This is a genomic window from Methylobacterium sp. BTF04 (genome assembly GCF_010692745.1).
Lineage (GTDB): Bacteria > Pseudomonadota > Alphaproteobacteria > Rhizobiales > Beijerinckiaceae > Methylobacterium.
The window spans coordinates 1-14,368 of sequence record NZ_JAAHTB010000065.1; the positions used below are offsets into that span (position 1 = coordinate 1).

Below are 14,368 nucleotides of genomic sequence, written 5' to 3' on the forward strand. Positions count from 1 at the left end.
ACGAGAAGGTGGCGGCCTTCCTAATCGGACTTCAAGAGCGCTACGTCCGGATCGGGCGATCCTCGGTTACGCTCGAACTCCCCATGGGCCGCCTCGACATCGCCGACCATCTCGGCCTCACCATCGAGACGGTCAGCCGGACCATGGCGCGCCTGGATCGGGACGGATGCATCATGGTCGTGCCGGGAGGCGTCCGGCTGATTGATCAAGTCCGACTGGACCGAATGTCGGCGCACTGAACAGCCTGCCAAATTGATCTCAGTCAAAGCGAATCTAATTGAGTAACGCCATGTCTTAAATGGCATTCTCTTAAATCTTGTGAGATTTCCTAGCAACTGGATTGCTGAAGGCGCAAGGTTGGAGACAGATTAATTTATTCCATCTTAGGTTCTGACCATGACCCAATCGAACCTCGCACTCGCCACCGATAGGGTTTTCGAGAAGCAACATACGCTGTTCGAACCAATTCGGGTCGGAGCCTTTCGACTGGCCAATCGGATCGCCATGGCACCCCTAACGCGAAACCGCGCCGGCCCGGGCCTGGTCCCGGGCCCGCTCGCGGTCGAATACTACGCTCAGCGTGCCTCGGCCGGATTGATCATCGCGGAGGCCACGCAGATCTCGGCCCAGGCGCAAGGCTATGCCCATACACCGGGATGCTACACCGACGATCAGGTCCGTGGATGGAGGAAGGTCACCGACGCCGTCCACGCCAAGGGCGGGACCATCGTTGTGCAGCTCTGGCATACCGGACGGATGTCGCACACCAGCTTCCAGAAGGACGGCCAGGCTCCCGTGGCGCCCTCCGCGATCCGCGCGAACGCGAAGACCTTCGTCTCCGGCGAGGGCTTCATCGACGTGTCGATGCCGCGGGCGCTGAGGCTGGACGAGATCCCGGGGATCATCGCCGATTTCCGGCATGCCGCGCGTTGCGCTATCGACGCCGGTTTCGACGGGGTCGAACTTCACGGCGCCCATGGATACCTGCTCGATGCCTTCCTGCGCGATGGCACGAACCATCGCACCGACGCCTATGGCGGCTCCATCGAGAACCGGGCGCGCCTGCTCTTCGACGTGACCAAGGCCTGTGCGCTGGCCATCGGCGTGGACCGGCTCGGCGTCAGGATCTCCCCGGTCTCCACCGCCGGCGATTCCCACGACAGCGACCCGCAGGCCCTGTTCGATCACGTCGTCGACGGCCTCAGCCGCTTCCGCCTGGCTTACGTCCATGTGGTCGAGGGTGAGACCGGGGGCGCGAGGGACAGCATCGCCTTCGACTATGCGGGGCTTCGTCGACGTTTCGAAGGCGTCTGGATGGCGAACAATGGCTACACCCGCGAGATGGCCATGGATGAAATCGCGAGCGGTCGTGCCGATCTGGTGTCGTTCGGACGTGCGTTCATCGCCAATCCGGACTTGGTCGCTCGCCTGCGCAAGGACGCCCCGCTCAACGAACTCATAGGTAAGGAAACGCTCTACGGCGGCGGCGCGCATGGCTACACCGATTATCTGTTCCTCGACCATTGAGCGATGCCGGCACACGTTCCGGGGAGGATGGCCGAGAACAGGCTCATCGATGCCACCCTCCCGGGATTTGCTCGAACGGGTTCGTCGCTACCGTAACTTGAGACCGGGCAGGTTCGGATGAATCCCGTGCCAGCGAGAGTGCACGCCTGAACGTCCGTGACGACCGTCAGGCTCTCGCGCGCTTCCCGTCACGGTGGGTTCCTGCGGTCTGATCTCGCTCGGTACGACGTCCTGGGATTGCGGCATGTTCGGTCCGTTGGAGCGCGCTTGGCGGCCCTCGGGTGATGTCGCCCCGGCGGCGGTCACGCCGAGGGGAAGCACCAGTACGGCCAGGATCAAGCATAAGGATCTTGTCATCTTGTGACCTCTCTGCGCGCGGCGGTGCCTTGTTCGGGTTCCGCCATGGTGACGGGCAGCATGCATCCGCAGACGGCGCCGGACTTTGCGTTGGATCAAGGACTGATCCTGGCCCGTGACTAAGGTTCGGTCGGCGAGACCAACGGTATGGCCCATTGCGGCAGTGGTTTTTCGCCGGTGTTCACCGAGCCTCGGTGGACGCGTCCGACCATCAGAAAGAGCTTCCATGAAACCTTCTTTGAAGCGTTTGGCGGTTGCCACCGCCCTGGCGCTTTCCGCCTTCGCCCTACCCGCGTTTGCCAATGCTCAGGGATTGCCCGGCGGGATGCGCCGTGGCGCCGCCGAAGGCGACCGTGTCGGTGGTCCCATCGGGGGCATCGTCGGCGGGGCGGTCGGTGGGGCGGTCGGCACCGTCAACGGTGCGCTTGGCATCGACCCGGGCCGTCGCGGCTATCGCAGCGGCATGCGCGGGCGTCGCCATTATCACCGCCATCATGATCGTCGCCATCGGTAACCGTTTGCCTCGCGCCTTTCAGTCCTCAACCCAGGAGACCATCATGACCATGGACAAGACATTGCAGTCCAACGTTCTCAAAGAGCTCGACTGGGAGCCGAGCGTGAATGCCGCGCATATCGGCGTCACCGCCAAGGACGGCATCGTGACCCTGACCGGACACGTCCAGAACTACATGGAGAAGTACGCTGCCGATAAGGCTGCCGGACGCGTCAAGGGTGTCCGCGCCGTCGCCGAGGAGATCGAGGTTCGTCTCCCCCACCATGCCGAGAAGAACGACGATGAGATCGCGGCTGCGCTTCTCCTGCGCCTGGATTGGAACGTCTCGGTTCCCGACAAGGCGGTTCAGGTCAAGGTCGAAAAGGGCTGGGTTACCCTTACCGGCCAAGTCGACTGGCAGTTCCAGAAAGAAGCGGCGGAGCACGACATCCGCGGAATGCTCGGCGTGGTCGGCATCTTGAACTCGATCAAGATCAAGGAGCGGCCCAACGCGGTGAACATCGGTGCCGACATCACCGAGGCACTGCATCGGAGCTGGTACGACCCGAAGACCATCAACGTCACGGCCAGCGGCGGTACGGTCCGCCTGACCGGGACCGTGGACAACTGGTACGACCGGCAGATGGCCGGATGGACCGCCTGGGCCGCGCCCGGCGCCACCACCGTCGAGAACAACATCAGGGTCGTCTGAGCAGACCCCCGAACCTCGAACGCCACCGCACCGGGCAGACCGCCCGGTGCGAAGTCCGTCAGGAACCCTTCCGATGATCAATGCCCAGATCCACGGTCACGACCGGACCCTCCTTGGTCGGATCTTCCATCACCCGACCAGCAACAACCTGGAATGGCGCGAGGTGGTCGCCTTCGTCGGGAGGATCGGGAGCGCCGAAGAGAAACGCGACGACAAGTGGGGCTTCACCCTCGCCGGCCGGACGGCGACCTTTCTACGCCCGCGTGACAAGGACATGGACCCACGCGAGGTCGAGCGCCTGCGCCACCTGATGCAGGATGCCGGGCTCTCACCCTACTCGACCGAGGTCCTTGAGGCTTCGCCCCCGGAAGCGGACAGCGATGCCCTCATCGTCGTCGACCATCACGAGGCGCGGATCTATCGCCTCGACCCCGAGACCGTGGGCGGCGAGACCGAGACCACGCTGCGGCCCTACGACCCCAAGGGCTACATCCACCATCTCGCCCACAAGGAGGGTGGCAACTATCGCGGCCAGCGCGCACCCGAGGACCTTGGCTACTACGACCGCATCGCAGCCGCCGTCGAGAACGCGCCGCGGGTCGCCATCGTCGGCCATGGCACCGGCAAGGCCAGCGCGATGGCCGTCCTCTCGGAGAGACTGCACGAGCGTTATCCGGGAACCGAGATCCGGGTCGTCGCGACCGCGACCGTGGACCTGTCGGCGACAACGGACGGTCAGTTGCTCGCGCTTGGGCGCGGGATGCTGACCCGGGACGGCCGGTGATGGCCGCCCCCGTTCCCACCCTGTCCAATGGCGACCTCACGCTTGCCGAGGCGACCGCGGTGGTCGGGCATGCCATCGGGGAGGCCTCGCGCCTCGGGATCGCGGTCAGCGTCGCGGTGTGCGGTCCCCAGGGTCGCCTCGTCGCCTTCTCGAAGATGGACGGTGCGGGCTGCATGACGGCGCACGGAGCTATCGGAAAGGCCGTGGCCTCCGCGGTCTCTGGCCAGCGGAGCGAGTTCATGCCCCCGCCCGGGGACGACCTGTATTGCTCCGTCGTCGAGGGCGAGGGGACCGCCGCCTTCCACGAGCGCGGCGGCATCCCCTTGCGACGGTGCGGCTCGCTGATAGGCGCCATCGGCGTGTACGGCGATGCGTCACGCGAACAGGACCTTGCCTGCGCTTTGGCCGCCGGTCGCCTCGCCGGCCTAGCGACGGTCGATCCGCAACCCCCGCGCCTCGTCGCCGGACGCTGAGGACGGACCGCATGGCAGTCCTCGACGTCGTGTTCCTCGCCCCCGGCGGGCTCGGATGGATCGACGAGACCCGCCGGCGGAGCATTCCCTTCGTGCCAGGCGAACCCATACCCCGCATCGGGGAATGCGTCGTCCTCGCATTCGAGGCCGGCGCCTGTCGCTGGACCGTCGAGGACGTGGCGCACGTCTTCGGCGATGCAGGCCACGAGATCGCGGTCAGGCTCACTTGGGCCAGTGAAGGCGCACGGACAGCGGTCTCCTCGGCCCGGCGGGGGGATGCCCTCCAGCTACCCCCCAACGGGGCCGTACGGATTGGAACGATGCCGGTCGATCACCCGACGCTCGGGTGACACGTGAAGGGACAACGAGGTTCGAGCGCCGGCGAGCCCGGAAGCTAGATCCGTCGGCACGGGACGTGAGTGACAGGACTAAGGCCGAGGTGGGAGACCGGGGTCGCATATGTGAGGGGGCATCGCGGATCGAAGCTGCGGCCCTTGGGTCTGGACGCCCTTGGTCAGCGGTCCGGCACCGAATATCCGGACTATGCGATACGAGTTATGGACCGGAAACCGGGGCTCATCCTGGTCCTGGCCTTCGCCAACGTTCGGGCTGGTATGTGGGTCGCTCCCAATCACGCCTTCAAGTTCCCGAACGGGTGCCGCCCGGTCGGCTGACGGATCTTCCTCGCGTCCGGCATGTGGTCGATCCCGTCTCGACCATCGGCTCCTCACTTAAGCGCCGAGCCCAGTGGAAGAGGTTCATGGATAGCGTCACCGTCGTCCTCGCCTTGCTTCTATCGGTCCTGGTGAGCGGCGCGCTCGGTCGCCTGCTTTCGCTTCCCCTGCCCTTGATCCAGATCGCTATCGGCGTAGCGCTGGCCCTCGGTCCGCTGCCGAGCACGTCGCTCGACCCGGAGACCTTCTTCCTCGTTTTCCTGCCACCTCTCCTGTTTCTCGACGGCTGGCGCATCCCTAAGCGCGATCTCTTCCGGGACGGAAAGTCCGTAGTGGCGCTGGCGCTCGGTCTCGTCGTCCTGACCGTATTCGGCATCGGCATGCTGATTTACGGCATGATTCCCGGCATCCCGCTCGCCGTGGCCTTCGCCCTGGCGGCCGTCCTGTCGCCGACCGATCCCATCGCGGTGTCGTCCGTCGCGGCCCAGTCCCCCGTCCCACGACGCCTGATGCATATCCTTCAGGGTGAGGCCCTCCTGAACGACGCCACCGGCCTCGTCTGCCTGCGCTTCGCCATCGCCGCCGCCCTGACCGGGACCTTCTCGCTTTCCGAGGCCGCGACCACGTTCGTCTGGCTGGCCCTCGGCGGCCTCAGCGTCGGCGCCCTCGCGACCTTCGTCCTCATGGGAGCCCAGGATCTCCTGCGGCGGCGCGCAGGCGAGGATCCCGGCCTGCAGATCCTGTTCAGCCTCCTTACGCCGTTCGGCGCCTACCTCGCGGCTGAGCAGGTGCACGCATCTGGTATCCTGGCGGCTGTCGCCGCCGGCGTCGCCATGACCTACGTCGAGATCCGGGGGCATAGTCTCGGCAGTACCCGCGTCCGCCGCACGGCCGTCTGGGATACCGTCGCGTTGGCGGCCAACGGATCGATCTTCGTGCTGCTGGGTGAGCAGCTCCCCGGGGTTCTCGGGCACGCCGTCAAGCAGGCGGATGTCGAGGGGGCAGGCTGGCTCGTCGCCTGGATCCTCGCGATCACCGCTGGTCTGATGGCCATCCGGTTCGTTTGGGTCTGGATCTCGCTCCAGTTCACCCCAGCGTGGACGCGCCAACGTGGGGAGAAGCGCGAGGGGCCGCCCTGGCGCCTCGTGGCCGCCACGACACTGGCCGGCGCGAAGGGTGCCATCACCCTCGCGGGTATCCTCACCCTGCCACTCACCTTGAAGGACGGCACCCCGTTCCCGGCCCGGGATCTCGCCATTCTCATCGCGATGGGGGTCATCCTCACCTCGCTGCTTCTCGCAAGCACGGTCCTGCCGCCACTTCTGCGAGGGCTCCGTCTGCCCCCGGAACCCGGTCGCGATGCAGAGGAGGACGTGGCACGAGCAGCCGCCCGCGACGATGCCGTGACGGCCATCGAAGCGCTGCAGCAGCAGATGGTGGAGGAGCAGGAAGACGTGTCCGTCGCCGTGGAGGCCGGTGCCAGGGCCATGGACCGATACGAGGAGATGGAAGCCTCGCCCCCTGGGCGGGGTAAGGACCTCAGCCGCGCCCGGCAACTGGCGAACGCGGAGAAGCGCTTGCGCCTTGCGGGCGTCGATGCCGAGCGCCAAGCGCTGTACCGTCTGCGTCGGTCCCGACTCATCGACGACGAACTCCTGCGCCGGCTTGTCCGTGAGGTCGATCTGGTCGAAGCCAGGTTAGTGATCTAGGGTCCCATGGGTACGGGACCGGGGACCACCTCACGGCCCGGGACGGGATCTTCGCGATACGGATACCGCCATGCCGAGCCGCGCAACGTCCTGCGGAAGTTCGTGAGCGCCTACGGTCATGGCCGCCGGCAAATGCCTCCGTGCCGCCTCATACGGTTTCCGTCTGATTGACTCGGGGGGATTCCTGTCGAGCGGCGTGATGTTTAGGGTCTGGGCCATGTCTCATGGAGGCGGACATGGCTCACATCGCCGATCATCTGAGCGTCGTGGAACTGGGCCTTCGTGCCAAAACCAGCGATGATGCCTGCGCGGCGCGGCACTATCAGGCGATCTGGCTTCTGGCACAGGGCAAGCCGTTGGCGGACGTGGCTGCCACGACCGGCTTCGTGCAGCGCTGGCTGGAACAGTTGGCCAGCCGCTACAACCAGTTCGGTCCCGATGCGCTGGGCGACCGGCGCCGTCGCAACGGGACGGCCCCGCGACTTCTGACCCCTGACCTCCTGGACAAGCTGCGCGTGCGCCTCGCCGGGCCGCCCCCCGATGGTGGGACCTGGAACACGTCCAAGATCGCGAGCTGGATGGCGGCCGAACTCGGACTGGTCTCGGTCTACCCGCAGCGCGCCTGGGAGGCGCTGCAGGCGATCGGCTGGTCGATCCAGGCCCCACGCCCGAGGAACCCGGCCGCAGCCGGCCCCGAGGCACAGGCCGCCTTCAAAAAAAACTCGCCGCGACCCTCGCCGAAGAGGAGGCGCGCAACCCCGGCCTGCCGGTCGCGCTCTTCTGCACGGACGAGCACCGCATCGGGCTGAAGCCGGTCACGCGCCGGGTGTGGGCGCCGTGCGGACACAGGCCGATCGCCCTCGGTCACCACCGCTACGAATGGCTCTACGTCACCGCCTTCGTGGCGCCCGCCACGGGCGAGAGCCACTGGTACGTCGGCAACGGCGTCTCCAAGCCGCTCTTCGAAGGCCTGCTGGCACTGTTCGCCCGCGAGGCCGGGGCGGGCGAACGACGCACCGTCGTCCTGCTCCTCGACGGGGCCGGCTGGCACACCGAGCCCGGCCTGCGCGTGCCCGAAGGCCTGCGCCTGATCTACCTGCCGCCCTACACGCCCGAACTGCAGCCCGCCGAGCATCTCTGGCGGCTCGTCGACGAACCCATCGTCAACGAGCACTTCGACGACATCACAGACATCCAAGAGCGCATCGAGCAACGCTGCAAAGACCTCGAAGCCGATCCCGACACCCTGCGAGCGAACACCCTCTTCCACTGGTGGCCCCAGCGCTCAATGCCGAGCTAATCAACCGGAAACGGTATCACACCCTACGAACTCATCCACGCGACCGAGACGTGATAGCCCGAACGCTCCGGAGCCGATCCGTCGCTCCACGCATCGGAACGGAACATCCCGTCTCCACGACCTGTCACGATCAACGGATGCCGGCGACCTTGAAGGTCCGTATCGTGTCGTCCTCGCGGATCGAGACATACTCGCCCTCCACGAAATGGTGGCTGCCGAGCCGGTAGCCCAATGCGTCGTCGTCGTGTCGTCGTAGTCGATCAGCCAGGCCCCCCCGCCGAAGCCGCCCTGCCGATGAACCAGGCGCCCGTCGCGGTTCGGCTCGCCAAGCCGGAACCGGCGGACGCGGCAATGGTCCCGCTCCTTGCTCCAAAGCTCTGAGTCCAGAGTTCCATCGGGGCCGAGGGGCGCGTCGATCTCGTAGCCGTGGCTGACGCTTCCGTCAGGAAAGTCCGGACCGCGGGCTAGGGTGAGTGTGACGTGAGGCAACATGAAGATCCATGTCTTGTAGAGGCGGCAGGCCTGCTCGGTCAGGCCACCATGTGGACCGGTCGTCCCGTCCGTTCGAACGCGTCGATGTTGGCCACGGTGGTCTCGGCGATGGCCGTCATCGCCTCGACCGTGAAGAAGCCCTGGTGCCCGGTGACGAGCACGTTCGAGAACATCAGCAGGCGCTCGAAGACATCGTCCCGAATGACCACGTCGGACTTGTCCTCGAAGAAGAGCTCCTCCTCCTCCTCGTAGACGTCGAGGCCGAGATGGCCGATCCGCCCCTCGTTCAGCCCGGCGACGACCGCCTTCGTATCGATGATGGCCCCGCGGCTCGTGTTGATCAGCATCACGCCGCTCTTCATCACGCTGATGGCGGCCGCATCGATGAGGTGGCGCGTCTCGGGCGTCAGGGGGCAGTGCAGGGAGATGATGTCCGAGGTGGCGAGCAGGTCCTGAAGCGGGTGGTAGACGACGCCCATGGCCTCGCAGACCGAACTCGGCTCGACGTCGTATCCGAGCACCTTGCAGCCGAACCCGAGCATGATCTTGGCGACGCCCTGGCCGATCCGCCCGGTCCCGACGATTCCCACCGTCCGGCCGTGCAGGTTGAACCCGAGCAGACCGTCGAGGGCGAAGTTGCCGTCCCGGACACGGGCGTAGGCGCGGTGGATGTGCCGGTCGAGCGACAGCATCAGCGCCACGGCGTGTTCCGAGACGGCCTCGGGCGAATAGGCGGGTACCCGGGCGACGAGGATGCCGTGGCGTTTGGCGGCGACGAGGTCGACGTTATTGAAGCCCGCGGACCGCAGGACGACCAGCCGCACCCCGAGGCCCGCGAACGTGTCGAGGGCGGCGGCGTCGACCGCGTCGTTGACAAACGCGCAGACCGCCTTTGCCTTGCCGGCGAGGACCGCCGTGGTCGGGTCAAGCCGCGCGCCGATGTAGGTCAGGGCATGGCGCCCAGCGACGGCCGCGTCGAGGAAGCGCCGGTCGTACGGCTTGGTGCTGAAGACCGCGACATCCATGTGGTCATCCTTGGGCTTGGGAATGGGCGGGACGTGTGGATCGGCGACAAGCCACTCAGGCCGGTGCCAGGGCCGGGACGAAAGGCTTGGTCCCGCCCTTCGCGAGGGGCCCCTGCTCGGCCGTGCCGGTCTCCCTGAGGAACAGGGCGAGGATCAGGGCCAGGACGACGCCGCCCACCAGGGGCAGGAAGGCGGTCTGGAAGTCGGACAGGGTCAACGGAACGCCCTGCCGCGGCAGCATCAGGTGCGAGATGAACGGCGACACGATCCCCGTCGTGACGAAGACGAGGAAGTTCATCACGCCGGCCGCCGTCCCCTTCACCTGGGCCGGGTTGGTCTCCTTCATCATCGAGAAGGGGATCATGGCCGCACCGGACGCGATGCCGAGGACCAAGGCCACCGAGTAGCGCGGCAGCGTCCCGACGGGCACGTAGATGGCGGTGAGGCCCGCCGCGAGCATCAGCAGGGCGCCGCCCAGCAGCACCGGCTTACGCCGGCCGAGCTTGTCCGAGACGTATCCGAGCAGCGGGCATCCGATGACCCAGCCAATCGGCACCATGGCCGCGTCCGACGCGGCGTCGGCCATCGACAGGTTCTCGCCGGCATGGAGGAACGACGTGGCCCAGACCAGGGCCCCGATGGTGGTCGGCAGGAACAGAAGGCCCCCGACGATGCCGGCGAGCCAGCTCTGCGGATTACCGAAGATGACCTTGAACGGATGGAGCAGGGCGGAGACCGAGAACTCGCCATGGTGGCTCGGGCTGTCGCCGGTCTCACGCGGCATCACGAACCAGGTCGCGAGGGCAAGCGCAAAACCCATCGCGGCGAAGGCGATCCAGACGTGCTGCCAGGGGACGTTAAATCCGCCGGCCGGATCTATGGCCATGTGAACGGGCTTGGAGCCGAACGCGGCGCCGGCCATGCCCAGGCATTGCGTGAGGCCGATGAACAGGGCCAGCATGCGGGTCGGCAGGTATCGGGCCGCCACGTAGGACGAGCCGACGAAGGCGAAGATTGCGCCGATGGCCTGGAGGACGAAGCCGATCATGCCGGCCGCCTCGCTCCCCTGCGCGAAGACGAGGCAGCCGAGGCCGACGACGGCGATGCCGTACGGGATGGTCCGATGCGCGCCGTACCGGTCCAGCAGGACGCCCGCGACCAGGGCCATCACCGCGTAGGCTACGTAGTAGGCCGAGATCATCGTGCCGATGTGGTTGGCGCCCCAGGCCGCGCTCAATTCCGCCTGCATCACCCCGGGCGCGGAACGCACCGCATATTGGAAGAAGTAGAAGACCGCGCAAAGCAGCCACGAGAGAACAAAAAGAAGCTTGAGGTCGGTTGGCGGTGCTGCCGTGAGACCTCTTTGATCGCCTGTGGCGATCGCAGGATTAGCCATCTCAAGATATCTCCAAAATCCGGTTTATTCTGCGACTGTGGCCTGGTCGCACGGGAAGAATTCTCTTGCTGAACGCTCGCAAGATAGAGAGATTTTGTTGAGGCAAAGGCTCTTGTGATGAGGCGACTTCAATATGCCTTGCCGCTGCCCAGGATCGCTTCAAGCAGAGGCCCGACGCCCTACACATCGCGGGTCCGCGCTGGGACAAAGGAGGCGTCATCAACCATTTCCTATTGCCGGTTCAGGCCGGGATAGGATTGGGGAACCTTAAATCGGTGATGCGGGTGAGACCTTGCGCTGGATCAAGGATTTCCCCCATCTTCACGCTGAATCCCTGTTCGGATGGCAAAGCCTCGACGATGCCAACGGTCTCATGTCCTGGCACGATGGGATGCATGGCTTGCCGGAAAGTCCCCCGTTGATGATGCGAAGGTCCGTACGCCACCGGCCTCCACCCGGATGAGGGCATCGTCGGGCCCGGACTCCGACTCCAGACGGGTCCCCAGGATGAGGGGATCCCCGACCTTGCCCGAAACCACCGCCATCATCGGCCGATCCTTACCGGCAAGGTCCTGAAAGCAACGGGCGTATGGTGTTCGGGCCTACGTCTGACGCCGTCACGATGATTTGGCAGTCGTCGGTAACAGGTCGCCTCGCACTCCTGAGACCCCCTCGGACGATTTCAGCGGCCTATCACGCGCGCTGGTTTGCGTTGGAAACGGTCCTAGGCGGACCAGCGCGGTTCTGTGCTATTCAAGCGCTATTGTGGGCTCGGCGGGCGCCCATTCGCCTTTGCAACCAAGCGCCCCCAGGAGATGAGATCCGCCGTGCAGTCATCGCGGTCGATCACGCATTCGATCAGCGTCGGCCCGTCGTGGTTGGCGAGCGCCACCTTGATCGCCTCGGCGAGCTCTCCGCCATTGTTGGCGCGTAACCCGCGGCCATGACCGTCCTCGGCATTGAACACGCCGATCAGCCCGGCATAGTCCCAGTTCTTGATGTTGTTGTAGGGCCCGTCATGGATCTCAACCTCAATCGTGTAACCGTGATTATTGATCAGGAAAATGATGATCGGCAGTTTCAACCGGATCATCTGCGCCACCTCCTGGGCCGTGAGCTGGAATGAGCCATCGCCCACCATGACGATGATCCGACGATCAGGCGCTCCCACGGCATAGCCGAAGGCCGCAGGCACCGACCATCCGATATGGCCCCACTGCATCTCGATCTCGAAGCGGGCACCGTGCGGGAGCTTGAGCTTCATGCCGTTGAACCAGGAATCGCCGGTCTCGGCTATGACTGTGGTCTCGGCCGTTACGAGGGGTCGAACCTGTCGCATCATTTCGGAGCGGGTGAGCTTTGCATCAGGGTGGGCCGCGTCTTCCGGTAACGGCTCGGTTCGGAGACGCGCATATTGGATCATCGTCGCATCGCGCCTCTCGACCTTGCCGGCGAGGGTCGCCAGGAAGTCGCGCAGGCGAACCCTGCCGAACTCGCGACCGTCCATATGGACCCGGTTCGGGTCCGCCGTCAGCACGGAGGGACCGCTTGGCATCGCAGTCCAGCCGACCGTGGAATAGTCGTTGAACAGCGCGCCGAGGCAGACCACACCGTCCGACCAATCGACAATCGCCTGAGTGCCTGGGGAGCTGATCTCACCCCAATAGATCCCGATGAACTGGGGATGATCCTCCGGAAAGAAGCTCTTGGCCGCTGCCATGACGGCGACGGAGCAACCGAGCGCATCCGCCAGTTCGATTGCCTCCTTCTCGGCTCCCGCGGCCCGCAGCTTGCTCCCGATCAGCAGGACCGGCTTTTCCTTGCCGCGAAGGAACTCGGCGGCCGCCACCACCGCGGCTTGCAGTGAGGCGGGGTCACTCGGCTCCTCGTCGAGGATCGCACTGATCGGACCTGGCGCGGCACAGGGAGCGGCGGCGAGGTTACAGGCGACCTCGATATAAGCCGGCTTCCTCTCGCGAAGTGCCGTGCGTATGGCATAATCGATCTTTTCGGGGGCCTCGGCCGCTAACGTAATCGATACGGCAGCGCAGGTTATCTTCCTGGCCATTTCAATCTGATACGTGAAGTCGTGCGTACCGAGCGTATGGTGCAGCAGATGGTCCGCGGCTCTGTCATTCGTGTTTGGCGCACCGGACACCAGGATTACGGGAAGGTTCTCGGCATAAGCACCTCCGAGCGCGTCGAACGCCGAGAGCGCGCCGACGCTGAAGGTGACGATTGCGGCGGCCGCGCCATGGGCACGGGCGTATCCTTCGGCGCTGAAGCCACAGTTCAACTCGTTCGAGCAATAGACCTGTTTCATATCCTTGTTTTTCAAAAGCTGATCGAGTAATATAAGAGTGTAGTCACCGGCCACGGCAAAATGATGCTTGAGGCCGATTTGGGCAAGACGAGAACCGAGATAGCTCCCGACGGTGTACCCCGTATCCAGGTTGGACTTGCCGACCGGAGACGTTTTTACATCAATTTCCAGGGAACGAACCGGTGGCCGTTTCGTCATGGACCCCGGACGTCCGGCAGGCGCATCGAGATGCGTATTTTCCAAAGCCAATACGACGTTGTCTGCAACCGTCATCAAGGTCGATCCTTCAATTTGGGATAGCGGCGTCGTATCTGATCGCGATCTACAGCAAAATCAGTCCTGCTATCGAAGCAGATGTGGCACCCCGCAGCTTTTCGGTCCGTGCCATAGAAAGGTATGTAGTAAGCGATATTTGCCGAGGGAGCGCGAAGCGACTTTGGCGAGCGGCTATTCAAAATTGATCTAGCGATTGTGTGGGATCCGATACGGATCGAAATCCCTGAGAAACAGAAGGCAATTACCCCCCGACTTTCCTTGCCGTCTCGCAAAGTCTGCCTGGCGGCAGGTACGGGATCGAGCGTCCGCCACAGGACATTGCGCTCGATCAAAGATGTCCACCGGCACCAGCCGTATGTTTGCGCCTTTCCGGATCCACTAGGCAAAGCCGTCCCAGGCCGCGCCTTAGTACCTAAATTCAGGAGCGGCTACGATGAACAGGCAAGTCCGACGGCGCTCGCGGTCGCTCAACGAATTGGGCGGCATGCTCAACGGCATCTCGGCCGTGCTGGGCGCGCTCGTCGTCCTGACGCCTTTCCTGTTCATCCACACCGGGAACTTCCCCGCCGCCCTGAGCGCCTTCGGATGCGGGTTCGCCGTCATGGGCCTGGCCTTCCTAGACGGCCCCGAGCCTGAGCCCTGGACGCGGTGGGTCTCAGGCGTGTTAGGAGCATGGGTTGCGATTTCACCCTGGGTCCTCCAACGGGCCTTCGTGCCGCAGGAGGCGTTCCTCGTATCGCCGATGGCTGAACCCGCGGTTTCGATGCCGGTCGTCCTAGCCCGTCTTATTCATGAGGGCGGTGGATTTGGGGTGGCGAGCGTAGCGT

General features: G+C 65.0%; 13 protein-coding genes and 2 pseudogenes. 11 read left to right on the forward strand and 4 right to left on the reverse strand.

The genetic code is table 11. From position 1 onward, the window contains the following. The 10 genes and pseudogenes from G3T14_RS21610 to G3T14_RS24810 all read left to right on the forward strand — a co-directional run. A partial coding sequence (locus tag G3T14_RS21610) for a helix-turn-helix domain-containing protein (RefSeq protein ID WP_163644585.1) occupies positions 1-239 on the forward strand: 239 nt, incomplete at its 5' end. A 157-nt stretch (positions 240-396) separates the two neighbouring features. Continuing rightward, on the forward strand, positions 397-1,527 hold the full coding sequence (locus G3T14_RS21615) for an alkene reductase (RefSeq protein WP_163644586.1): 1,131 nt from the start codon (positions 397-399) through the stop codon (positions 1,525-1,527). 682 nt (positions 1,528-2,209) lie between these two features. Beyond that, on the forward strand, positions 2,210-2,398 hold the full coding sequence (locus G3T14_RS25205) for a hypothetical protein (RefSeq protein ID WP_246733487.1): 189 nt from the start codon (positions 2,210-2,212) through the stop codon (positions 2,396-2,398). A 43-nt stretch (positions 2,399-2,441) separates the two neighbouring features. After that, positions 2,442-3,089: a BON domain-containing protein gene (locus G3T14_RS21625; RefSeq protein ID WP_163644587.1), complete on the forward strand. Its 648-nt coding sequence runs from the start codon at positions 2,442-2,444 to the stop codon at positions 3,087-3,089. 73 nt (positions 3,090-3,162) lie between these two features. Beyond that, on the forward strand, positions 3,163-3,873 hold the full coding sequence (locus tag G3T14_RS21630; RefSeq protein WP_163644588.1) for a hypothetical protein: 711 nt from the start codon (positions 3,163-3,165) through the stop codon (positions 3,871-3,873). Further along, the gene (locus G3T14_RS21635; RefSeq protein WP_163644589.1) at positions 3,873-4,346 is read left to right on the forward strand and encodes a heme-binding protein; all 474 of its coding nucleotides are present in this window, start codon (positions 3,873-3,875) and stop codon (positions 4,344-4,346) included. Before G3T14_RS21630 ends, G3T14_RS21635 begins: the two co-directional genes overlap by 1 nt. Before the next feature lie 11 nt (positions 4,347-4,357). Further along, positions 4,358-4,696 (forward strand): hypothetical protein, encoded by a 339-nt coding sequence (locus G3T14_RS21640; protein WP_163644590.1) that lies wholly within the window; start codon positions 4,358-4,360, stop codon positions 4,694-4,696. 410 nt (positions 4,697-5,106) lie between these two features. Continuing rightward, on the forward strand, positions 5,107-6,729 hold the full coding sequence (locus tag G3T14_RS21645; RefSeq protein WP_163644591.1) for a Na+/H+ antiporter: 1,623 nt from the start codon (positions 5,107-5,109) through the stop codon (positions 6,727-6,729). Between the two features lie 236 nt (positions 6,730-6,965). Next, positions 6,966-7,439: pseudogene (locus G3T14_RS21650) on the forward strand (winged helix-turn-helix domain-containing protein); the annotation flags it as partial. Further along, complete coding sequence (locus G3T14_RS24810; RefSeq protein ID WP_246733488.1) at positions 7,376-8,029, forward strand: IS630 family transposase; 654 nt, start codon at positions 7,376-7,378, stop codon at positions 8,027-8,029. The pseudogene G3T14_RS21650 and the gene G3T14_RS24810, both read left to right, overlap by 64 nt. Positions 8,030-8,159: 130 nt before the next feature. Here the strand turns inward: G3T14_RS24810 and G3T14_RS21660 are convergent. From G3T14_RS21660 to G3T14_RS21675, 4 genes and pseudogenes are all read right to left on the reverse strand, one after another. Then, positions 8,160-8,521, reverse strand: a pseudogene (locus G3T14_RS21660) (hypothetical protein). A 38-nt stretch (positions 8,522-8,559) separates the two neighbouring features. Then, positions 8,560-9,546: a 2-hydroxyacid dehydrogenase gene (locus G3T14_RS21665; protein WP_163644593.1), complete on the reverse strand. Its 987-nt coding sequence runs from the start codon at positions 9,544-9,546 to the stop codon at positions 8,560-8,562. Positions 9,547-9,601: 55 nt separating this feature from the next. Next, complete coding sequence (locus G3T14_RS21670; protein WP_163644594.1) at positions 9,602-10,942, reverse strand: MFS transporter; 1,341 nt, start codon at positions 10,940-10,942, stop codon at positions 9,602-9,604. A 760-nt stretch (positions 10,943-11,702) separates the two neighbouring features. Then, positions 11,703-13,538 (reverse strand): thiamine pyrophosphate-dependent enzyme, encoded by a 1,836-nt coding sequence (locus G3T14_RS21675; protein WP_246733486.1) that lies wholly within the window; start codon positions 13,536-13,538, stop codon positions 11,703-11,705. Between the two features lie 487 nt (positions 13,539-14,025). On the opposite strand from G3T14_RS21675, the gene G3T14_RS21680 reads away from it, so the two are divergent. Continuing rightward, the coding region (locus tag G3T14_RS21680; protein ID WP_204262997.1) for an SPW repeat protein at positions 14,026-14,368 on the forward strand (343 nt) is incomplete at its 3' end.